Genomic DNA, 22,556 nt, shown 5'->3' on the forward strand with positions numbered 1-22,556 from the left:
GTAAACAACGTAAGGAACAAGCTTGTACATAGGGTCTGTGCTGTCATTAAAAGACAACAACCCTATGTCAAAAATATAGCTTGAGACTTTTGTCATTTTTTTCTTGGTTTTAACATGGAAATCCCTGTGTCGGCAGTCCAAGTGCATCCCTATAAAATTCAACTGATTTTTCCAGGTCAGATACCCCTAACGATATTACTGAAATACTTGGATTCATGTTTTTTAATTCAATTGGTTTACGAAAAGCTTGCTCTCCATAAAAGCCAACAGTCGTATTTAAGAAAAGTAACTAATTTTCCATACAAACATTTTGGATTTGTACTGAATTGAATTTATAAAATTCCATTCCTTTTAAGCACGAAAACCGCTATTTTTTTATAGCACTGTTGGCATGCGTTATAATTCGTTTAAAGACCAAATCAAAGCCTTTTCTTTTGTTGCCCTGAAAATGGTGCTGTGCTTTTCGTTTGGTTCGTCCGAATATTTCCAAGTCAATTTTGCCGGTGCACTTGTTTTTAGAGTTTTTTCAACACTTTTAGTGAATTGCGAAATGTCTTCTGCGCTTGAATCGGCAAACCACAGCTTTAAATTTTGGTTAGGGAATTCAGATAATAGTGAATCTGAATTTTTCGCCAAATAGTGATTATTCCACCAAAGAGAAGGATCCATTGCGATATAAAAATTGAATGTATTCGGTTTGGTAAAAAATGTTTCCATTACAAAAAGTCCTGCTAGTGATTCTCCTATTATTCCTTTTCTATTTGTTGTTCGGTATTTTTTATTGATTTCTGGCATTAATTCTTCCGAACTAAATGCTCTAAAGTCTTTAGCTCCATCTGTAATTGGGCAAAACTGCTTGTCATATTCAGCTTCCGAAAATCCGGTCAAATCACGCCCTCTTTCGGTATTTTCAATTCCAACTAATATAAAAGGGGGAATTTTATTTTCAGATAATAATGACTCCAATGTATTAGCTATGTGTGGGAAGTCTTCGTTTATTCCACCATCAGGCATATAAAGAACTGGAAAGCTATCGGTCGAAAATTTATAGTTTGGTGGTGTCCAAATATTAATTAATCTGTCTTCGTTCACAAATTGTGAAGAAATCCTTAAACTATCGTGTAGTGGTATTGGGTCATTATATAGCACTCCTCTGTTTCTACAACTAAATATCAAAATCGTAATAAGTATAAAGTAAAATGTCTTTTTCATATTCGGTTGATTTTCAATTGAGTGCCAATGGCAAATTATATATCCGCCATATTGGGTGAATTTTCAGAAGTTCAAATCTGCTTTGTTTCCATTATTAATGTAGTTGTCCACTAATATAATCTAAAATTTAAAGAAGTGTTTGTTTGATTTACTGCCTTCCGTAAAAGTAAAAGCAGCCCGTTCATGTAGGCTATAAATATTGCTAAACTACCTATATAATTCTAAAAAAACATAAGCTTTTTCCATTACACCCAAAACCTTGGTTAATTAGAAATCCACTTTACGGCGGTTTGGCACTCGCTACCGCTATATAATACCTGCGATTTGGTTCTAAAAATCTCAAACAGTCGGGCAACGATTTTAAGCCATTGGACACTCTCGGATCACTTGGAAAAAGTAGTGTTGAAACAAACGCATACTTTTCCTATCATATAGCTTTTATAGATAAAGTTTAAACATTGTATTGCTGTTAAACTTGTTATTTTTTTATACTTTGTAGATAATCATTTTTTTTATTCATTTAATTTGGTATTTTTATCTGAATTACAGTCAATATTAGGACTATTGTTTTTCACAAACAGAATCATTACTTTTGCACGAGTTTTCGAATAGTATAATTTTAGCAATTGGACTTTAATTGAAAGCGCACTTTTTATGTTGGGTAAATCAGAGAATAACTTAAATCTTTTAGACTTTGGTATTGTTGGAGAACAACTTACCATAAGTGAACTTTTACATTCTTCCTATGTAAGGGGTCGTGAAGATTTTCAAAAAGAAGTAGAAGTTGATTTCAAGAAGAATATTCAATCAGCGGCCCATTCATCCTCTTTATTAAAATCCAAATTATCAGAAATTGAGGTAGATGTTAAGGACATGTACTTGAAGATCATCAATTTCAATACTTTTAAGTGTCTAGTAATTGTTAATGAAGAAGATTTTTATTCAAAGGAAAAACGCTGGAATTCCTATAAAATATCTGAGCACATTAATAGCACCAATAGTAGAATTGATTTGACATTTTCATTTATGTCTAATTCGGAAGAACTAATGGTAGATAATGTTACTTCTGATGGCTTTATTTTTAAATATGGCACAGAAAAAGTATAATGCATTTGACCACGCATCCCACAACTTAAACGCTCACAATTACATTAAACAATCGACTGATTTCCCTGATTGGGAAATCACAACTGCATTTTATTGTTCACTCAAATTTTTCGAGGGCAGTCTTTTTCCCGATTCATATTTACATCCAGGAAAAGAGGATGAAGGAAAAAAAAGAGATTTTAGCTCATATAATGAGTATAAACAGGTTTTTTCAAGATTTTGTCAAGGAACTCCTCATGACGTAATGAAGAAATTTGTAAAGCATAACACTACTGTTGAAATTTGGAATAGTTATAATGATCTGTATGACCTTTGCCATAATTCAAGATATAAAAATTATCAAATTGACCCCAGAGATTTAATAATAGCAAGAGAATCTTTAGAATCCATTCGAACATATTGCACAGATAATTTAAAGTGATTTCAAATGTTTGATAACATCATAGGATTAAATCACGTAAGCAAAATGCGCAGGCCTATTTAATCCGCCATTGATCTTAGCGGTGTCGTTATTGCACTTACCTTGCTATTTGATATTGATCCTTTTAATTCTTCCAATTAAAGTTTTGGTGGATATATACAAAGGCACGAGGATGACATCTGTATAATCGCCTACCTAGATAAGTCTGCGCTGCTCCTAAAAATTTTAAAGTAAATTACCCCTAAGGTATTTGTATATTAGTAATTGCATGGTTATGGGCTATTATGGCATGCACGGTGTTGGGCCTGGTTTCACTTCTTCGCTTTCTTTATCAATTTAATAGCCCAGTCATAATGGCTCGAAGTAGCTGAGACGAAGTATGCTCCCAATGAAGTAGTTCCAGTCCATTTGTACCTTTTCTTTTCAAATAGTTCTTCGTCACCATGTTTCTCGATCAAACTTCTAACTTTTTCGTAGCTTGAATTGAAATTTTTCTTGGCATCTTCTAAAGAGGTGTCCTTATATTTTTCGCAAATCCACCTATTTAGTTCTGGGACGGTCCTCCAAGTGTAACCTTTAGCTGGCATTTCTGGTTTTTCACCTTTCATTCCGATTGTATACCAATCAATCATCATAAGATGCCAATGATGAAGATGCATCAATACGTCCCGGATATTTCTATTCATTGTTCCTATTGGGAATTCTGAATTCTGTCCTTTCTCAGAAAAGCCGTCAATGAAATCCCTAAGAAGTTCAAAGTTTTTTTTGCCTAAATCGAGTAATTCAGTTTTGTTTGTTGGTCTTGCCATAAGTATTAAGAATATCTCTTAAATGTTTGTGAATATGATTAGAGACGACTTCCAAATGCTCAGTCTTTGAGTAATCCCGTGAGTCCTTTTTATATGGAATCATATTGATTGTATCTGCATATATAAATGCTTCAATAGTATTCTGAGCATCCTTCAGACGTTTGATTAAGTTGTTTATGGATTCGTTTTTTGTTGTTTCAACACTTTGTTTGTTGATTTCCGACAACTTTCCTTTCAACGGTTTTGGTTCAATGCCCTTGCCTAAATCCGAAATATTCCTTGCAAAACTCTCATGCCAAAAAGTTATATGTCCAAGAATGTCCTTTGCATTCCAAAATTCATAAACCATTATTTTATAATCATGGCCTTGCTCAAAAAAGGCAAAAAGTTGTTCGAGCTCATTTCTTAGAACTTGAATATTTGTTTTAATATGTTCCTTTCTGTCTGTCATTTCAAATTAATGAGACCTAACATAATAGAATTATATGAAGAAAGCCACAGGTGCTGCTTGATGTAGTCAGCCGTTGAACCATGTGGTGCCGGTTTTCGCCTGACCTTAAAATTAAACTTTGATCCTTTATATTCCTCACAATTTATGAATTTTTGCTTTTAACTAGGGAATATTTATAGTGGCTTTCCATCATAAGTGGTCCATATTTAAACGGAACGGCCGGAACTAGCCACCGAAACATCCTGACATAAAGCATTCCCGCTAACGAGGGGAAAATGAGACATTATAAGAGCTACAGCGGATACAGAAGCAACTACTATTTGATAGGCCATATAATTAGTTAAATACGATAGCGGTTCGAGTTTGCACCTGAACCGCTATTGCTTTTATACTTTTTTCTAGCCAGTGTATTGGCTTTAGTCATTATCAATTTTCCTAAAAGCACCATCCATTTCAAATTCTAACTCCATACCGTTGTCTAACTCGATTTGCTGATGGTTAAATTCTAACTCCCAATCTGTAATGAAATTGGCTGAATAGTTTTGAATCACATAATCGAACAAGGCCTGCGGAATTACCGATTTAGGCAATTTCATATTACCGTCAATGTCTATGATTTCACAATTTACATTAAAATCCAATTCCAAATTACCTGTTAAATATACCTCATAAGTATTATTTCCCAATTCAGCATCTTTTATTACCCGTATTAAGGCATGATCTGGAAAATGTTCTTTTTTGTAAGCAAATATACAAGCCGGGATTTCGCTTTCTGACAAAGCCACTTCGTTAATGTTGTCGTCAGCTTTGGAACAAGATGTTAAAAAAACAGCAAGAGCTAATACTATTAATGTTTTAAATGATTTCATATACCTTCTTATTAAATTATAATTCCGTATTGGATTAAAAATAAATTTTGGTTTTGATTTCCTATTTCAATTTCTACTGTGCAGGAAACTCTCTCATATTCAGTTATTAATTTTTGCATCATCTATAGTTGCGGTAAGAAAACTTTTTCTATTGAAGTTATTATCTCTTTGGTTAATTCCCTTTCTAGATCTTTGGCTTTTGGAAAATCGATGATAAACTGATCTACTTCTACAGATGGTATTTGACTTGCAGAAAAGTCTTGGCCGAACATTACCGTTCCTGTAAAAAGTAAACATATTAATTTTAATTGCTTTGTCATTTTTAAATTTTCTTGATTCATTAATACCACAAATCTAGAGGGTGATTTTGGAAAGACTTGGGAATTTATTTAGCTAATCAAATATTAATTCAAAACAATGTTTTTTTCCAGTAAAATGATAGTTGATTTTAGCATCATATAGATTCGCTATCGTTTTAACAATAGCCAAACCAAGTCCTGTGTTTTTATTTGAAGTAGTTTCCTTATAAAAGCGATTAAAAATTTTGTTTTTATCTAAAGCAATAGGATATCCTGTATTACTGATCGACATCCTATTTGCTGTTATGCCAACTTCTATAATACCATTATCTACATTATGAAAAATCGCATTTTTAAATAGATTTGAAATAAGAATATTGGCGTGTGTTCTATCTATTAGGATTGTTAATTTTGCTTCTTCGGTAAAATCAAGTTTTATATTTCTATAGTTTACAAGACCTTCCAATTCGTTTAAATTTTGTTTTACGATTTCGTTTATAATTATTTCTTCAATTTCAGAAAATTGTTTGTTTTCTATTTTAGAAAGTAGCAATAGAGATTTGTTTAGTTTGATTAATCGCTGTAAAATTTGATATGTTTCCGTTATTTTTTCTGCTTGATTCTCGGGAAGCGTTTCATTTTCAAACAATAGTTCTAATTTATTGCTTGCGATGGCAAGAGGTGTTTGTAATTCGTGGGACGCATTTTCTAAAAATTCCTTTTGTTGGGCATAAACCTTAAGACTATTTTCGGCCATTAGATTTACTGCTCGTTGCAAGTCATTGAACTCTTTAATTTTGGTTTTTTCTAACGATAATGGCTTTAATTTCTCAATTTTAAAGGATTTAAGCTCCGAAACTAGAATATAGAATGGTTGCCATATTTTTTTAAGGGTAATATTGTTTATATAAACTATACCTAATATAAGGACGATATAAAGTCCCATCACATTCCACAACAAAGCTTTAATTAGGTCATTTTGTTCTATGATGGGATTAGCAATTTTAAGTTGGTAGAATGATTCATTCGCTTTAAATACCGTTGACAACATTCTTACGGGCTCCAATTCAGGAGTTTCATCATCGGCATCTTGCATATAAATTTTAGTATCAGAATAGGTATCCTTAGCTATTAATGCCTTCTCAGAGTTTATTTTTTGAAGCGTATATAAATTTTCATCAAACTTATCTTTTAATGGGATTTCAGGATCATCAATAACGTTTTGGATTATAAGTCGTTTATGGTTTTCTAATTCTTCGTCCATAGTACCTTTTACTTGACTGAACATTGAAAAATAAAATACCACAGACCATAAGGTAACAAGTATGAATAAAGCGATAGAAAGGTATTTTACAGAATGATTGAGTAATTTCATTGTTCTGTAAGTTTATAGCCTACACCATATACCGCTTCAATGGTAATGTGCGCTTGAGATTCTGTTAGCTTTTTTCTTAAATTCTTAATTTGGTAATATACAAAATCAAAATTATCGGAGTCGTCTGAATTATCTCCCCAAACAAACTCTGCTAGAGCAGATTTTGTAATCAGCCTATTTTTATTGAGCAAAAAGTAATAGAGCAAATCAAATTCTTTTCTATTTAGATGTATTTCATTTTGATCTACCGTAAATTTTCGTTCATCTATATTTAAAGTCACATTCAAAAACTCAAGGCTATTGTTTCCTTTTAAATTCTTTCTTCGTATCACTGCTTTAACTCTTGCATTCAATTCTGCAAGATGAAAAGGTTTTATTAGATAATCGTCCGCACCAAGTTCTAAGCCAAGTAATTTATCATCTAGAGAGTCTTTAGCGGAAATGATTATTACATTACCTGATTTCCCATTTTTTTTTAGTTCTTTTAAAACGTCAATTCCACTACCGTTTGGCAACATTACATCTAAAAGAATACAGTCATAGTCATAAATTAGAGCCTTATGTAATCCTTTATTAAAATCCATAGCAGTCTCGATTAGAAAATCTTCCTTTTCTAATGATTCCTTTATGTTATTGAGCAATTGTAGCTCATCTTCAATTAGTAAAATCTTCACATTACGAATCTAGTTTTATATTTTGGAAAGAAGTGGGAATTGTTTGATTTTAAATGCCGCGTACTATAATGCAGCCAATAGATTAAGGCCTAATTTAAGGCACAAATTCATGCCGTAATTAGATTTCTTATATAATCCATAGCCAAATGTAATCTTTTATTGCTGTACAAATCTATTGTGTTTTCGTCGACTTTTTAACTTGAATTGCAACAGTAAAGGTATGGTCGAGGTATAATTCGTCTATTCGGATTCCGTTTACCTTTTTCTATCACAGTGTATTCATAACAAAGGTTTTCTTCTGTCAAAATTATGACCCTCATTATCTTATAAGCATCCCAGCGTATATATTGGTACAATACTGAATAACCCAGTCCAAAGGAAAAATAGACCGCTTAACTTGCTAAAGGTAAAAAACCCCTTTTAAACGCCTTTAGACATCCATTAAGTTCAAGACACCAATTAGATCAAAGCCTGTGATTATTCTTGAATACATGTCCACACCCATAGCCAGGAAACAGGATCCCTTAATACTTATTATCCGGGTGATATCCGAAGGCAAAACTTAATTACACCAGTCTATTCTCAGGTCGGTTACGATGTTGCTATATTTTTAGAAATGGTGATATGAACTAATATTTTTCATAGTACGTGGTATTGTAGCACATTTAATTTACAAAATCTTCGATCTCTTTTAAATAAGATAGTGCATCATTCAATGAAGTGTTCAATGATTGGTCGGATAAGTACGATTCCCGGTTCAAACGACTCCAAAACTTGGAATATTTTTCTTCATCGTACTTGTTTAATATCCAAATAGATAGCGGAAGCCAAATGATTGAAAAACCGACATGAATGATTACTACAATTGAGGCTTCTTCCCATAGATAAGGAATTAACAATGCTAAATCCCATTTATAGATCAAGATGATTACAGACCAAAAAAACAAGTTGCTGAAAACAAAAATAAACCTGTTGTGCCTCACTCTTTCAACTTTTAATTTTCCAATTAACTTTTGCGTTTCAACAACAGGCTTTGAGTTATTAATTTTATAAATTAAGTCTAGTTGTCGAATGTTCTTGAATAAGACCACATAGGTCAAAATGAGCAATAATATTCCGATATACCTTGCCGAAATATTGTCAAAATTGAAAATTAAAACTGACCAAACATATATATTTATAATTAGATTTAGTAGCACAAAAAGAATACTATTCAATATATTCCTTTTTAACAAAATATCAATTTTGAGATGTCTAGATTCCTTAAATAGTTTGGTAACTAAATCGTCTTGATTTCCGTGTTCGTTCCACTGTTGTTGTAAATCTTGTATATTCATTTTTTTACTTTTTTAGATTGAATTCCTTTTTTAGGTGTTTTTTTATTCTCGATATTTTTGTAGAAACATTAGTTTTTGAAATTCCTAATATCGAAGCAATTTCCTCATAACTACATAGATCCAAATACAATAATATTAATGCCTTATCTAAAGCGTTAAATTTTGATATAAAATGATATAGTTGCCTTATGTTTTCTGATGAGTCAATTTCTTCATTATTACCAATAGAAATTGATTCTTCATTTAATGCGTGAATAAGGTTTTTTTTCGAGATGTTTTTCTATAAAATGAAATAGCCACATTTAAAGCAACCCTGTACATCCAGGTAGATATTTTATATTCGTCATTATAATTTTTCCAGGATTTCCATAATTGCAAAGTAATTTCTTGAATAAGGTCGTTTCTATCTTCCATATCCTTGCAATAAGAATTGACTATCTTAAGAACTATTCCTTGATTTCCGTTTAAGATCTTTAAAAAATTTTCTTCGTTCAATTTCATTAACAAATGATGTTTTCTGTATTATTCGTTTGAAAATTGAAAAAGTCACACTTGATTTAAAAAAAAACAAGATGTATTGGCTTTAATGTACTATTACGGTTTTCGTGAAATTCTTTTGGTCGTTTTCATGGCATGGTCGTTTTCATGGCACCTTCATTTCGATTGGCACCAAAATTGCTTAAAATCACAAAACTTGTATTTACCACTTTCCCTGCCATAGTTTATAGCACTTACGAAAAAGAAGTAAGTACATATCTTAAAATTACAGCTATAACCAAAACGAAATGACTACTCAATTTACTGCCACACCTAATTTATTCATTGATGTCGAAATACACAAACGGTACCGGTAGATTCATTGTTCCACGGATCTTTTTTCAGGCTTATCTTTTTTCATGCCTCCCAACCCGAACTTATATTGAAGCATGTGGTCATAAATTTTTCAAGGCTTAAGGTCAATGTTGTGGAAGTACACGAACACCTAGATTACTACACCCAGAGGTGTTTTGATAAATATGAAAGGTGTTCACAGCTCATTAACCCAGCTTCCGTGGGCTGAACCCATTATAGGGCACTGGAAATAACATCAAGGGTATACTGTTTGATCCGGGCATATTTCGTAGAGGCGGCCTGACAGGCTAAACAGTTGGCTGTTGTATTGTAGGCCATTACCACAGGCACTTTAGGAGGAACCTGAAGTACATTGATTTTAAGGTAGCTAGGTTAATGCTGAGCAGTACACTGGCGGTAATAAAGACGGAGGCCGTTTATAGTATAGAGGCAATGGAATAAATGATGGGCATAAATCCGTTATCAAAGCTCTCTACGAACTATTCAAAGCCTGTACCACAAAACAACCTGAGTGGTCACACCGTTGGCGGGTACCACATTTTTTTATCAAGTGGACGGGATATTTATAACCTATAATCGTATAGATGCGAGTAATGTTCTAATCTTAGGTCGATCAAACATAAGACCTGCCTACCAAGTTAAATATGGTTTTGAATATTTGACAACCAAGCAAAAACCTGAAAAGGTTTATCAACAAACTAACACACCAAAATCAACATTACGAACTGACTAAAAGCAAAAAATTAATATAGTCACTAAAGTTATAGGGATAGTCTATTGCTATTCATAAGACTAGGTATTGTATAGCGTTTATATGCTCTCTAAAATCGGTAACCTATGCCTATCGCGCGACGATTAATAATGTTATGGTCTGTTTTATCGGCATTGAATAAATTCCCTCCCATTCCAAATAAAGCCTCAAAAGTAATTCCACTTTTGGTAACCCATTTGAAACCAACACTAAAACCGAGGGATAAATCGATTACATCAGGACCTTCATTCTCAGTTATGTTTCCATTGAAATCCATTAATTGTTTACCATCGGTTGAGCCAAGTGTTGCAAATCCTTCCGTAAAAAAACCTGAAGCATATTTTTTACCAAAGTATCTCCTATAAAATGGCGATATTTGGAAATTTACATCCTCATCGTATTTTTGGCTAAAAGCATACAATCCAGTTATTCCTAATGATGATTTACTGTTTAAATTTCTTTCATAAGTTCCTTCAAACAAACCAAGAGCCGTGAAATATACATTAATTTTCAGTTCATTACTATTTTCGAATAATCTAGGAACTGTATCGTTTTGATTTTGTCCATTGACTATAAGAATTGAAAATAGCGTAGCTGTTATTAAAAAGGATTTTTTCATAAAATTTAGGAAAATATTATTTATTTAAAGTTTGATTACAAATATTTAGTGGTATTGAGACTATTCTTAAAATGACATTTTTGTATGCTTCAACCCATTTTTTATAAGCCAGATAGCCAAAATTATTTCTTGTACTAAAATAGGAGTTGCTATAATTATATATTCAGTTGAAATGACTTCAATTAGTTGGAATAAAATTAAAAAGCCAGCTATCATTATTAATACATTTCCTGTTATTCCCCATAAGGATAGCCAGATAGGAATATTCTTTTCTTTATAAAGTATACTATATAAAAGTAAGTTTCCTAATCCTGTTGCTATAATTACGCCTAAGTGATTAATTAAATCTCTAGAAAATTTCAATATTTCACCGGCTGTTTCATAAATTAGATTGGAATTTATTTCAGTCGAATATTTTTCACTCAAAAGGATAAATACCGGTAATAATATTATTCCTAATAACTGAAATACTCCAGCCATGAATCGAAATCCAATAAACCCGATTAAAAGAATGCTGTTATACTGTCTTAATAGATAATAAAATATTAAGGTGAAACCTATATAGATGGGAATTAGAAGAAATTGAAAAAGTGCTCCAATTAAGACTTCGGTTTTATTTTGATAAACAATTCCAAGATAATTTTCACTTTCAACAGAGGGAACAATGCTTAAAACACCAGTTGTTAAACCGATAAAAATTAGAAATCCAGCTATTTTTGGATATTGTTTATTTTCCATATACTGTAAAAGTAGATGGATATAATATTCAATTCATTGACTTTAGTTAAGAAATTAATTCTTGTTAATTATTCTCTTTCTTATTCTGCTTAATGATTCTGGTTTTATACCTAAATAACTAGCTATTTGGTGTTGAGGAACTCGCTGAATTAATTCAGGTCTGTCTTGTAGCATATTCAAGTACCTTTCCTCAGGACTAGATGTCTTAAACTTAGCAAAGGAGTCTTGATTCTTAGCCAAGACAACCTCCGCAATTACTCTCGATAAGGACTCTAATTGTGGGTATTGTAAAAATGTATCTTTTTCCAATTTAGGATTACCTACACTGACTATGACATTTTCCGCACATTCTATATAACAGTTTGATGGTGTGGATTTTCCATAGTTAGTTGGCGTAACCACTTGTTCCTCCGTATAAAATTCAATAGTTTTTTCTTCACCATTTTCTATAATATAACTTCTTATACAACCTTTTAATAAGAAATAGCATTCATTTGAAATATCTCCTTCATTAAGTAGGATTGTTCCTTTTTTAAATTTTTCAATAAAAGTACTTTTTATAATTGCACATTCTAACTCATTAGTAATTTTAGTATATTTTGAAAGGTACTGTAGTATTTCGTTTTTCACGTTTATATAGGTTTTTGCGTAATATCATACAATACTGGCAATAAAATCTGAAAGGGATTTCGGAGAAATTCGTTAGCAAGTCACCTTGAACTTAATGAAGGTAATGACCTGGGCATTACCCTTAAACCTTTTTCGGCTCTACTTTATATCATGCGTTATTTTTCTTTAGTTCTTTAGTGTTTTCGATTTTATATCCAATAATACAAACCTAATTAAGTATGGATCAGCTTGTGTGATTTTTTTAATATTTAACACATACTCATAACCTTCTTCGAAGTCGAACCCTTCAATCTGGGGTAGAGTCATCCAATTATCTGATCCAGGCTTCTTTGTATGTAAAGCCTTATAAATCTTTGGAGATTGATCAGCTTCAAATTCGCCAGGATATTTAGGCGTAAATTGGACAGTTTCAGAGGATACAAAAAGTTCCATGTTCTCTTCACTATTTTCAGTAATAACCTTCTCTTTGAAAAGAAGGTCAATAAAAACATACTTAATCGAGGAAACGTCTTGCTGCGGTTCGTGCATCCACACTTTTTTAGCCCTTATTGTATATTTATATCCCCTTTCATAGCCAATATCCAGACCTTCAAAAATTATATCAACCAACAATTGTTTTTGATTGTCATCATTGTCAGAAAAAATAATAGGTTGGGTCCAAATATCACTCAGTAAACTTGCACCATATCCAGTTTCAGGGTAAATTGCTATTTCAACAATTTTTTCTTTATCAATTACTTCATCTTTTAGACAATTGGTAAAAAACAAGCCCAAAAGTATTAAGCCTATATATAGATGTACTCTACTCATTTCTTTTAAAAGTTATGTTATAAATTTATTATAGATGATAAATCTTGGAATTAGTTGCGTTGTCGTATAGTGGTGCATAAGAATAGAATCTAGTAATTGGTTCCTCTATTCATTATTTTCCACTTTTTAATTAAATCTTTTTGTCGACCTTACTATCAATTAAAAGGTTTATTACCCTTGGGTACACTAATTGTTTTTGCTATGCCCAACTTAAACCGACTTACCCAATTTAATAGTCATACAGAAAAACAATTACGATAAAAGTAAGTTCTGAAAAACCATAATTAGCGCTGTTTTTTTTTTGCATATCTGACAAGGTCTTTTGGAGATTATGGCATCACTATTGTTAACGACCTAGGCCTTATTACAAATCTACTTACCGAGGCTATTTAAAAACTAATGCAAATATTTCTTTGTGACTATTTATTTGGACTCTATATTTGCTCCTTGTTTTAAATTAATCTAAATAAGAATAGAATGAAAATTATAACCTGGGCCGTAGCCTTATTACTCTCTTTTTATGCGTTCCCGCAAGCTAGCATCAAAGGTAAGATTACAGATGAAGCCAATCAACCACTTATAGGTGCAACCGTTTATATTTCCGAATTGAACAAGGGCAACATGACCGACTTAAATGGTGATTATGAAGTTGGAGACATTGAGGAAGGATCATGGACGGTTATCGTGAGAATGCTTGGATACCAAACTCAAACTAAAAAAATCACGATAGAGACGAATTCTTCCTTGAATTATGATGTAGTTTTACAAGAAGATCTGAACGATTTGGATGAAGTAGTGGTTTCCGCCAGCAGGCATTCCGAATATCTTTCTGAAATTCCGGCATCCGTTACCGTTGTAGGCCTTGCCAAATTGGAGGAGTTTGCTCAATCTACCTCCAACATCAGCGAAATACTGGAATTTACCGTCCCGGGTCTTGCCGCCTCTACAGGTACCTTTTCCAATTGGGGTCAAACCCTCAGAGGGCGATCACTATTGGTTATGGTCGATGGCATTCCCCAATCTACCCCATTGAGAAATGGGCAACTGGGAATAAAATCAGTAAATCCCAATGACATAAGCCGTGTAGAAGTAATCAAAGGAGCCACATCCATCTTCGGAAATGGGGGCAATGGCGGTTTTATCAATTATATCACCAAGAATCCAGCTTCCAATAAAAAAATTGAAGGCACTACCAATATCTGGGGCTCCGCCAATTTGGCTAAAACAAATGATGCCTTAGGCTGGGGCATACATCAGTCCCTAAAGGGCAACTTGAATAGATTCAGTTACTACATCAGCGGCAGTTTGGAACAGACGGGTAATAAATACGATGCAGATGGAGTTCCCATTCTCCCTACATATGGTTTTGACAACACCGATATTTATAGCACATTTGGAAAACTGGAATATTTACTAACAGAACAACAAAAACTTACCCTTAGTGGTAATATCTACCATTCCGCTCAAGATAGCCCCTTCATTCCGGTGGCAGCGGAGGTAGAAGTCTTTAATGAGAATGGGGATTATACGCTTGTTCCTGGTTATGGCGTAAAGGGGACCATTGTTGGTGAAGAACCTACTGGGACGACCTTGGTCAATGGACAATTAAAATATAGTCTCAAAAATATATTCCAGGGAACTACCAATTTTGAAACAGACCTATATTATCAAAACACCGAGAACGTATTCTTCTATTCCGACAAATTCGAAAACGGTGGACAATCCGTAATAAATGCCAAAAAATATGGCATCAGACCCAACTTCAATACCAGTTTTGGTGCATATGGCCCAACAAATATAACTTTGACCTACGGCGTAGACCTTTTAAAGGACAAAACCAATCAAGGGCTTTTGGATGGAAGGCTATGGGTTCCAAATATCGATTTGATGAGTTGGGCGCCCTACGCGCAATCTACCATAAAACTTAAGAACCAATGGGTTCTTAAAGCAGGTTTGCGATATGACGATATGAATATGGATATCGTAGATTACAACACCCTTCCCTATTCAGCCAAAAGCGATGGCAATTTCAGTCCATCTGTAGCTGTGGAAGGTGGTAAACTTAAGTTCAACAATCTGGCCTTCAACATAGGTGCCCGGTATATAGAGCATCAGGAATTTACACCTTATATAAGTTACTCCCAAGGTTTTTCCATTGCCGACCTTGGCTCTATATTGAGGTCTGCTGTGGCCAATAACATAAATGATATACAGTTGGAACCAGCGGTTACCAATAACTATGAATTTGGCTTTATATCCAAGTTCAATAACTTTCAACTAGAGGCCGTCGGCTATTACAGCACCTCCAACTTGGGCACAGGTGTTGTATTTGTGGATGAGATCAATTCCTTTGTACCCTCTAAACAACCACAACGAATTTATGGAGGTGAGGTATCCATAGATTATTTTAGTTGGGACAAGAAATGGCAAATAGGAACTTCATATTCCTACGTAGAGGGCCTAACCCATAGTGTTGGTGATGAGAATAACTTAACCTATTTGGGAGGTGATGTTATAGCCGCTCCAAAATGGACCACATATATTAACTGGCAGCCCACAGAAAAATTAAACACATCGCTTAGAATGACCAATCTGGGTGACAGAAACCGATTTGATCCCTTTATCGATACTAACGATACTTGGGCCTATAGACATACACAATTCCCTGTGAGTGGCTATACTTTACTGAACCTTTCTATGGCCTATCAATTAAAATCGAACTTATCCCTTTCATTAGGGGTCAACAATATATTGAACGAATACTACCTACCTGCCCGATCTCAGTGGGCCGCCCCTTTAAAAACCTTTACGGGGGTTGGAGAAGGAGCCAACGCAAAACTGGGACTTAGGTACAATTTTTAAACCATAGGCCCCATGTTCGACTATCATCATATATGGGGCCTAATTAAACAATAGCTTCTTTGATTACTTTTAACAGGTTTATCAGGAATTTACATCTGTGGCTGGGTCTAACATGCGGCCTAATCGCTTCTATCTCCGGGTTGACAGGTTCTCTATATATTTGGCAACCTGAACTAAGCGCTATGCTCAACCCAGAGTTATTGACCATCGAGCCTATTAAACCTTTTGTTGAAAATAATCTCTACAAGACGGCTTACAATTTAGTTGAACAACATAAGGATAGTCTGACCAAAATAAACTTGCCCTATCGGGAGCAAAAGACTATTTCCCTGGAATACACAAATGGTGAGACCAATTATTATCATCCCATTTCTGGCTCGCTTTTGGGCAAAAAATCGAGTTCCATTGAATTTTTTGAAAATTTATTGAACTTTCACCGCACCCTGGGAATTCCGAAAATTGGAAAGTATATTACTGGAAGCAGCACTCTTTTATTTTTCCTGTTATTGTTAAGTTCTGGTGCCTATTTGTGGTGGAAAACCTATAGGACTAATTTAATCAAGGGATTCAAAATAAAATGGACAGCTAAGAAAAAGAAATTAAATTATGACCTTCATAAGGCAATTGGAGCTAGCTTTTTTGCCCCACTTATGGCCATAGCCTTTACTGGTGCTTATTTTACCTATAATACCTACTACAAAACGGCACTTAGCATATTCAATGATTCAGCAAAACCGAAGTCAGTGCAAAACGAACTTAAAATTGGAAGCCCAATTAGCCATAAAGAATATCTACTCAATCCTGATAAAGACTATGATCTTCGTACTGTCATTCTTCCCAAAAACAAACAGGAAGGATATCATTTTAGATATATTCAAGATAGATTCCTAATGGAAGGGCTAAGAAAAACCAAGGAACTGAAAATTGATCAAAAAGGAACAATTACCAGCCTCACGGATTTTCAAACAGATTCCAATAGTAATCGGATCGCTGAGCAATTCTATCCCATCCATATAGGGGAAATTGGAGGGTTATGGGGAAGGATCCTGGTATTTATTTCTGGTCTAATTCCAATTACTCTCTTTATAACTGGTCTAAAGTTGTTTGTACTAAAAAAGCAAAAGTGATCTGTAATTTTTATTTGATGTAATTTTCAACATATTAAGTCCGCCGATGCCAAAACCTTTGCCTACACTAATATTCGTTGAAAATAATTGAACAATCAAAACCAACCTTTAGAATGGAATAGAGTTCACACAGCAATCTATGAACAGACGGATAATTATGAAAAGTATAGTACCATGGCAATCTTAGTAATGCTCAAATGATCATTTTGGATCAATTTATCCTAATTTTAGTATTTTTAATGGTGACTTAAATAGTATATCATTATACTTTTGGTAAAATATAAGTCTGAATTTAATCTCATATTTGATAGGACAAAAAATAAGCAAGCTTTAAGTTCAGGCTAACACTTAAACAGCTGTTTCGATTATAATATTTATTTATATACATATTCCATTAATCCATAAAGTTTAATAACTATGGCACTTAGTAATTTCTTCAAAATCAATCTGCCTTACGGCATTAAGAGAGACAATAACGGCCATTGGGCGGCTTTTAATAGAGAGTACAAGCCCTTGGGCGAGAATGACACCTTTAAGTCTTTTTCTGATGGTGATTTTGTTTACACCAATTATGGTAAGCTTTCCGATAAACTGTTGATTCAACTGGCAGACGGACCTACCTCCGTTCACATGGATGAAAACAATGTTATTACTAAGGTATTTTTTTATGACGACGCAACAAATCCATCGAACCATTCAGAATACGATACGAAACTTTGGGACAATTATTTTGAAAAACTCAGGATTTTATCAAATCAAAAGGCCAAATAAAGGAAAATGTTGGTCATTATGTCATAAATTGCACAGCTTAAATGAATAAGAGTTGAGTAGCATATTTAAATTTAGGATTGAGCTAGAGGGCAGTCATCCTACTATATCTCGGGAATTTTTGATCCCATCGGATTTCACATTTTATAAACTTCACCATACCGTTCAAATCGTAATGGGATGGGAAAATTATCACCTGTATGAATTTAGCATTGACAGCTATCGTATAGGCCAACAATACGAGGAGGATGGTTTTAACGGACCAAATGAGATTATAGACTCCAAGACCATAAAAATCGGTGATGTCCTAAAATCACAAGGACAGAAATTGGACTACCTCTATGATTTTGGGGATTATTGGCAGCATTCCTTGACCTTGGAGAGAATTATAGAAGACCTTTCAATTCCATTTCCTATATGTTGCTCGGGAAATTTGAGCTGTCCCCCGGAGGATGTTGGGGGATTACCCCGTTTTTATGATTTTCTTAAAATCATGAACAAACCCAAGCACCCCGAATATAAAGAGCTCAAAACATGGGTTCAAAGTAAGCTGGTCGCTGTTGACAATAAATATGATCCTATGAAATTCTATAATGAAAGGGTGAATTTTATACTTCTCCATTTAGATATGTACATTAAGGACTGGGAGAGTGAGAGTGAACAATAGTACAACTTCAAATAAAGCTTATGTTAAAAGATGGTTTTAGTTCGCATAAATATAGCGACATACTGGATCACCTTAGAGAGAATGGATTTCTAAGCAAAGAGGATGTGGCTAAGCTGCTTAAGGAGTATACTACCTACAATAAAATTACTTTTGATTGCATAACCAAGGAAAAGTCCATAATAGTTGGGGAAGCTTTAATTGACAATTATCATAGAACCAAGTCCAAACAAATAGTTTAAAATACTTTTTCATATAAAAACTTCCTTTTTAAATTTCAATTAAGTACAACCACAGTCTTTATATTACCACATCCCTAGCTAGTTCTTACCTACATTGGTTTGCCCAACGATATATCCATAATGAATTTCAATGCCATAAAAAGTAGATGCGTGAAACCTTAAATTAAGAGGTATCCGGTATTTAAACTGGCATAAACAAATCGCAAATATTGGAAATGGGACTGCCCCCATTTCAACGAGAAAAGTAATCAGGATTAGCCATCAAGATTTTCGGGATTGGTGGTAAAATATCCGGTTAGGCTAGGTTAATTAACTCAGATTTTTGGATGTATACTGATTATTTTTATTCATTAACATTATCCAATGTACTATCTGAAAAGGCCTGGTCAAATTCTGTAGGTCCAGAAAAAAAACTCAAGATCTTATCTCATTTTCCAAATAGTTATAATTGCCCATGAATTGACTATATTCTTTCCCAAAATGTACTCGCTTAATGTAGCAAATTCATGTAACATCCGATAATACTTCAATGACCCAATATAGATATAAACCAAGTTGTTAGGATCTTCAAAATCGGGTTAAAAACTGGGTGACAACAATTAAAATTTTTGCATCAATTATTTATTGATTTAAATGACAACACTTTCCTACCATGGGAAATAGAAGTATTACAAATGATGACTTTAGCCATAGCATCAAACCCTTGCACTTAATCAATATTTCAAAAACTAGTAGGGCCGATCAAACAGTTCAGAGGATGTTATAGTACTATTGGAAGGTAGTAAAACTTTTCTCAAAAATTTCGTATCGTTGGTATCCTTGCACCAATCGAGTAGTTTTTGACGATACTCATCCAATTTTTCCGAATAGTTTTTAGAACTCACCAAGTTCTTCATTTCGAAAGGATCTTTTTCTAAATCAAAAAACTGCTCTCTATTTTTTCCCCAACTGTACAATACGTACTTGTATTTTTTACCGATCAAGGTCCTACCTAAGGTACCATAGGCCTGCTTTCCTTCAAATGTAGTCTCTGCCACTACAAAGTCCCTTTCTTTACTTTTCTTTTTCCCTTCCAGTCGGGGTTTTATACTTTCTCCTCGCAACCCTTCTGGAATAGGAATTCCGGCATAATCACAAATAGTCGGAAAAAGATCCAAGCCATTACTGATCAACATAGGGTCTACGCCTTGCTTAAAACCTTCTTTGCCTTTATAACTCATAATAAAGGGCACTTTAACGCTTTCCTGAATAAGAGCAGTTTTTTGATTCCAACCATGGGAAGCATTTCCGTCGCCATGGTCACTTGTAAATATAATCAGGGTATTATCACCAAGCCCAAAAGCGTCAATGGCATCTATAATCTTACCAATTTCGCGATCTACTTTTTCTACCAGCCTGTAATAGGTATAACGATACTGTCGCCAATCTTCCTCCGTATAATTTTGTGTCGGGTACACTTTCTTATCTATCTCCTGCTCAATTTGTAGGGCTTCAGGAAAAGTTTCCGATTTCTTAAAGTTTACAGGTAATTTTGGCGTCTTATTTAAGGCAACAGGCGCAATATTTCCATAAGGCAAGGGTTCGTTCCTGGCCCATTCGCATATATTATGTGGATTGTCAAAGGAAGCTACCAAAAAAAAGGGCTTGTAGCCATCTTTTTTAGATGCCATATAGTTGATACATTTCTCGGCCAAAGGAATATCCCCAAAATCTGCAATTTTATCAAAACCATTGCCCTCGGAAATAGCGGCCTCATGGGCATGCCATTTGCCGCCATAGGCACAGTCATACCCTGCTTGCCGCATGATGTGCCCTAAGCCCAGTTCTTTATGTTCAGCGGACATTCTATTGTCTCCTGAAACATTGGAATTAACCCCTAGAATATGTGGCATTTTTCCTGTGAATATACTGGAACGGGAGGGACTGCACAACGGAAAGGTTACATAGGCATTATTAAATCGCACCCCATTATTGGCTAATTTGTCCAAATTAGGGGTTTCTAAATCCGTATTCCCTGCTATACTAATTGCCGTAGCCTGGTGTTGATCCGTCATAATTAACACTATATTGGGCCTGTCCTTATCTATACCCCCTAATGCAGACGATTTCTGAGCTTGGCTTATTTGGAATACCAACAACACCACTGCAAAAAATAAAGTGTTCAATAATTTTTTCAGCAGGTTTCCTAATTTGGAATGTTTCCTTATATCTTTACTTTGATTTGCCTCAATGTTCATATTATAAGTCTATTGTTTTATTACATTTTTTCGGCTTTAAACACGCCCTAAAAACTCATATTAATCTACTATAAGTTATAAGGCCTTCGGTCGGCCCAATCATTGCTAGACCTCCCTATTCAACAATATTTACTTCGTGAACATTGACAAAGGAACCTTTGGTTACAATTGCCAATTTCTCTTGTAATTCGGCGGTCTTCTCTGGCATCTCATCCGCTAGATTATGTTGTTCATTAGGATCTTCTACCAGATTATACAATTGTGGTTTAGTCTCAAACCCCGTCTCAATCTTAGGTCCCCATGGCACCATTTTAGGTCCATCGTGGGGCAGAATATATTTCCACCCGTTCTCTATATAGGATAACGGACCTTGAAAGCTCTCGTGTATCAGGGATCCTCTACCGCTCTGGTCTTCGCCATTTATAGCAGCCAGCATATTTTGGCTATCTACCGCCTGGCCCTTGTCTACATCAACCCCTAGCAAAGTACTAAAGGACCTTAGAAAATCTACCTGACTAAACAGTGCGTTAGAAATCCTACCCTTTCCTTTGGCATCGGGCCATCTTATGATCATGGGAACTTTAGCTCCACCATCATAAGAACTGTATTTACCTCCTCTTAATCCGCCTGTAGGTTTATGGTCGCCTACCAATTCTCTTGCTTCGTCGTGGTATCCGTCGTCTAAAACCGGACCATTGTCACTCGAAAAAACAATAACGGTATTATCCAGTAGGTTTTGGAATTTTAGTATTTCCATAATTTCCTTGACGGTCCAATCTAACTGAAGAATAACATCTCCTCTTGGGCCCATGCCACTTTTCCCTTGAAACAATTTGTTGGCCACTCTTGGCACATGTATGTCATGAGTCGATAGCAATAAGAAAAATGGTTGATCCTTACTAGAATTAATAAATTTTTTAGATTTATCTACCAATTCCATAGGGATGGTTTCATCATCCCATAAAGCGGCTTTACCACCTTCCATAAAACCAATTCTACTGATACCGTTTACAATAGTATTGTTATGGCCTTGCGAAGGTTCCATGGTTAATAACTCCGGATTTTCTTTCCCTGTAGGCCAATTTCCAATCTTCTCATTATAATTAACTTTTACAGGGTCGGTAGGGTCTAAATTAACTATATGATGATTTTCAACAAAAACACATGGTACTCTGTCTCCCGTTGCTGGAATTATATACGAATAATCAAAACCAATTTCTAAAGGTCCAGGACTAATTTTTCCGTTCCAATTTGGTCCATTTCCATCTCCCAGACCTAAATGCCATTTCCCCACGATAGCTGTATTATAACCAGCAGTTTTTAAGACATCTGGCAGGGTTGTTTTCTTGGTATCAATAAGAAGCGCCTCATCTCCTGCAGCAACCCCAGTTCCTTTTTTACGCCACGCATAATCGCCTGTTAATAACGAATATCTTGAAGGGGTACAAGTAGCGGCCGTGGCATAAGCATTTGTAAATAGAATGCCATCCTTGGCCAAGGCATCAATGTTAGGAGTATTAACGGTTGTAGCTCCATAGGAACTGATATCCCCATAACCTAAGTCGTCTGTGTATATGAAAACGATATTGGGCTTCTTTTTGTCTTGAACAACATGGACAGACTTTTCTTTTTGCTCTTTGCAGCCCACCATAGCAACACCAAGCAACAGGGCTATTAAATAGCTTATTTTAATGGTCATAAT

Annotated in this window: 24 protein-coding genes; 7 read left to right on the forward strand and 17 right to left on the reverse strand. The window is 34.5% G+C overall.

From position 1 onward, the window contains the following. Positions 1-109 precede the first annotated feature (109 nt). Both QSE00_RS25255 and QSE00_RS19010 read right to left on the reverse strand, forming a co-directional pair. Positions 110-217, reverse strand: coding sequence for a VOC family protein (locus QSE00_RS25255; protein WP_353477485.1), 108 nt, complete (start codon positions 215-217; stop codon positions 110-112). A gap of 179 nt (positions 218-396) precedes the next feature. Next, positions 397-1,212 carry an alpha/beta hydrolase gene (locus QSE00_RS19010; RefSeq protein ID WP_286107079.1) on the reverse strand — a complete coding sequence of 272 codons (816 nt, stop codon included), beginning with the start codon at positions 1,210-1,212 and terminating at the stop codon, positions 397-399. Between the two features lie 654 nt (positions 1,213-1,866). On the opposite strand from QSE00_RS19010, the gene QSE00_RS19015 reads away from it, so the two are divergent. Continuing rightward, positions 1,867-2,319, forward strand: coding sequence for a hypothetical protein (locus QSE00_RS19015; RefSeq protein WP_286107080.1), 453 nt, complete (start codon positions 1,867-1,869; stop codon positions 2,317-2,319). Further along, entirely contained in the window at positions 2,300-2,740 is a 441-nt protein-coding gene (locus tag QSE00_RS19020; protein ID WP_286107081.1) for a hypothetical protein, read from the forward strand. The genes QSE00_RS19015 and QSE00_RS19020 overlap by 20 nt, the downstream gene beginning before the upstream one ends. A 311-nt stretch (positions 2,741-3,051) precedes the next feature. Here the strand turns inward: QSE00_RS19020 and QSE00_RS19025 are convergent, their stop codons facing one another. The 13 genes from QSE00_RS19025 to QSE00_RS19085 all read right to left on the reverse strand — a co-directional run bounded on the left by QSE00_RS19025 (position 3,052) and on the right by QSE00_RS19085 (position 12,954). Further along, positions 3,052-3,549 carry a ClbS/DfsB family four-helix bundle protein gene (locus tag QSE00_RS19025; protein WP_286107082.1) on the reverse strand — a complete coding sequence of 166 codons (498 nt, stop codon included), beginning with the start codon at positions 3,547-3,549 and terminating at the stop codon, positions 3,052-3,054. Continuing rightward, entirely contained in the window at positions 3,524-4,000 is a 477-nt protein-coding gene (locus tag QSE00_RS19030; RefSeq protein WP_286107083.1) for a hypothetical protein, read from the reverse strand. Before QSE00_RS19030 ends, QSE00_RS19025 begins: the two co-directional genes overlap by 26 nt. Before the next feature lie 416 nt (positions 4,001-4,416). Beyond that, positions 4,417-4,869, reverse strand: coding sequence for a PepSY-like domain-containing protein (locus tag QSE00_RS19035; RefSeq protein WP_286107084.1), 453 nt, complete (start codon positions 4,867-4,869; stop codon positions 4,417-4,419). Positions 4,870-4,991: 122 nt separating this feature from the next. After that, complete coding sequence (locus QSE00_RS19040) at positions 4,992-5,210, reverse strand: hypothetical protein (RefSeq protein ID WP_286107085.1); 219 nt, start codon at positions 5,208-5,210, stop codon at positions 4,992-4,994. A 52-nt stretch (positions 5,211-5,262) separates the two neighbouring features. Next, complete coding sequence (locus QSE00_RS19045; protein WP_286107086.1) at positions 5,263-6,543, reverse strand: sensor histidine kinase; 1,281 nt, start codon at positions 6,541-6,543, stop codon at positions 5,263-5,265. After that, on the reverse strand, positions 6,540-7,217 hold the full coding sequence (locus tag QSE00_RS19050; RefSeq protein ID WP_286107087.1) for a response regulator transcription factor: 678 nt from the start codon (positions 7,215-7,217) through the stop codon (positions 6,540-6,542). Before QSE00_RS19050 ends, QSE00_RS19045 begins: the two co-directional genes overlap by 4 nt. Before the next feature lie 665 nt (positions 7,218-7,882). Beyond that, complete coding sequence (locus QSE00_RS19055) at positions 7,883-8,554, reverse strand: hypothetical protein (protein ID WP_286107088.1); 672 nt, start codon at positions 8,552-8,554, stop codon at positions 7,883-7,885. A gap of 4 nt (positions 8,555-8,558) precedes the next feature. After that, positions 8,559-8,684 (reverse strand): RNA polymerase sigma factor, encoded by a 126-nt coding sequence (locus tag QSE00_RS19060; protein WP_353477486.1) that lies wholly within the window; start codon positions 8,682-8,684, stop codon positions 8,559-8,561. Positions 8,685-8,797: 113 nt separating this feature from the next. Next, a complete protein-coding gene (locus tag QSE00_RS19065; protein WP_286107090.1) occupies positions 8,798-9,055 on the reverse strand; it encodes an RNA polymerase sigma factor in 258 nt (85 codons plus the stop codon). A 1,172-nt stretch (positions 9,056-10,227) separates the two neighbouring features. Continuing rightward, the gene (locus QSE00_RS19070; protein WP_286107091.1) at positions 10,228-10,776 is read right to left on the reverse strand and encodes a DUF3575 domain-containing protein; all 549 of its coding nucleotides are present in this window, start codon (positions 10,774-10,776) and stop codon (positions 10,228-10,230) included. 66 nt (positions 10,777-10,842) lie between these two features. Next, positions 10,843-11,514: a DUF4386 domain-containing protein gene (locus QSE00_RS19075; RefSeq protein WP_286107092.1), complete on the reverse strand. Its 672-nt coding sequence runs from the start codon at positions 11,512-11,514 to the stop codon at positions 10,843-10,845. 54 nt (positions 11,515-11,568) lie between these two features. Then, positions 11,569-12,144: a Crp/Fnr family transcriptional regulator gene (locus QSE00_RS19080; RefSeq protein ID WP_286107093.1), complete on the reverse strand. Its 576-nt coding sequence runs from the start codon at positions 12,142-12,144 to the stop codon at positions 11,569-11,571. Positions 12,145-12,309: 165 nt separating this feature from the next. Then, complete coding sequence (locus QSE00_RS19085; RefSeq protein ID WP_286107094.1) at positions 12,310-12,954, reverse strand: DUF4377 domain-containing protein; 645 nt, start codon at positions 12,952-12,954, stop codon at positions 12,310-12,312. Positions 12,955-13,431: 477 nt separating this feature from the next. On the opposite strand from QSE00_RS19085, the gene QSE00_RS19090 reads away from it, so the two are divergent. The 5 genes from QSE00_RS19090 (at position 13,432) to QSE00_RS19110 (ending at position 18,617) form a co-directional block, all read left to right on the forward strand. Further along, the gene (locus QSE00_RS19090; RefSeq protein ID WP_286107095.1) at positions 13,432-15,816 is read left to right on the forward strand and encodes a TonB-dependent receptor; all 2,385 of its coding nucleotides are present in this window, start codon (positions 13,432-13,434) and stop codon (positions 15,814-15,816) included. A 59-nt stretch (positions 15,817-15,875) separates the two neighbouring features. Next, entirely contained in the window at positions 15,876-16,943 is a 1,068-nt protein-coding gene (locus QSE00_RS19095) for a PepSY-associated TM helix domain-containing protein (protein WP_286107096.1), read from the forward strand. A 417-nt stretch (positions 16,944-17,360) separates the two neighbouring features. Then, entirely contained in the window at positions 17,361-17,714 is a 354-nt protein-coding gene (locus QSE00_RS19100) for a hypothetical protein (protein WP_286107097.1), read from the forward strand. 52 nt (positions 17,715-17,766) lie between these two features. Beyond that, on the forward strand, positions 17,767-18,378 hold the full coding sequence (locus tag QSE00_RS19105) for a plasmid pRiA4b ORF-3 family protein (protein WP_286107098.1): 612 nt from the start codon (positions 17,767-17,769) through the stop codon (positions 18,376-18,378). A 20-nt stretch (positions 18,379-18,398) separates the two neighbouring features. Beyond that, positions 18,399-18,617 carry a hypothetical protein gene (locus tag QSE00_RS19110; protein ID WP_286107099.1) on the forward strand — a complete coding sequence of 73 codons (219 nt, stop codon included), beginning with the start codon at positions 18,399-18,401 and terminating at the stop codon, positions 18,615-18,617. Positions 18,618-19,345: 728 nt separating this feature from the next. On the opposite strand, the gene QSE00_RS19115 is transcribed toward QSE00_RS19110, so the two are convergent. Both QSE00_RS19115 and QSE00_RS19120 read right to left on the reverse strand, forming a co-directional pair. Beyond that, positions 19,346-20,854, reverse strand: coding sequence for a sulfatase family protein (locus tag QSE00_RS19115; RefSeq protein WP_286107100.1), 1,509 nt, complete (start codon positions 20,852-20,854; stop codon positions 19,346-19,348). Between the two features lie 115 nt (positions 20,855-20,969). Continuing rightward, on the reverse strand, positions 20,970-22,553 hold the full coding sequence (locus QSE00_RS19120) for a sulfatase family protein (protein ID WP_286107101.1): 1,584 nt from the start codon (positions 22,551-22,553) through the stop codon (positions 20,970-20,972). Positions 22,554-22,556 lie beyond the last annotated feature (3 nt).

The organism is Arenibacter flavimaris (assembly GCF_030291335.1).
GTDB lineage: Bacteria > Bacteroidota > Bacteroidia > Flavobacteriales > Flavobacteriaceae > Arenibacter.